The organism is Mycobacterium sp. NGS68 (assembly GCF_059812195.1).
Window position 1 is genome coordinate 1 of record NZ_JCALCE010000092.1, and the last position, 553, is coordinate 553.

Consider the following 553-nt stretch of genomic DNA (forward strand, 5'->3'; position numbering starts at 1 on the left):
TGATGGTTCTGGATTTTTCGTGGTTGCCCCCGGAGATCAATTCGGCTCGGATCTTTGCTGGTGCGGGGTCGGGTCCGTTGTTTTTGGCGGCGTCGGCCTGGGATGGGTTGGCGGCGGATTTGTCGGCGTCGGCGGCGTCGTTTGATTCGGTGATTTCGGCGTTGGCCAGTGGGTCGTGGTCGGGGCCGGCGTCGTTGGCGATGGCGGCTGCGGCGGCGCCGTATGTGGCGTGGTTGACGGCGGCGGCGGGTCAGGCGGCGTTGGCGGGTGCGCAGGCGCGGGCGGCGGCGTCGGCGTTTGAGGTGGCGCGGACGGCGACGGTGCATCCGGCGGCGGTGACGACGAATCGGACGACGTTGGTGTCGTTGGTGGCGACGAATATTTTGGGTCAGAACACGCCGGCGATTTTTGAGAACGAGTTCACCTATATCGAGATGTGGGCTCAGGATGTGGCGGCGATGTTGGGGTATCACGCGGGGGCGACGTCGGTGGCGTCGACGTTGACGCCGTTTAGTGTGCCGCCGATTGATTTGGCGGGGTTGGCGACGCAGGC

Annotated in this window: 1 protein-coding gene; it reads left to right on the plus strand. The window is 65.6% G+C overall.

From position 1 onward, the window contains the following. Positions 1-2 precede the first annotated feature (2 nt). A partial coding sequence (locus AC5Y5V_RS31400) for a PPE family protein (protein WP_499942983.1) occupies positions 3-553 on the plus strand: 551 nt, incomplete at its 3' end.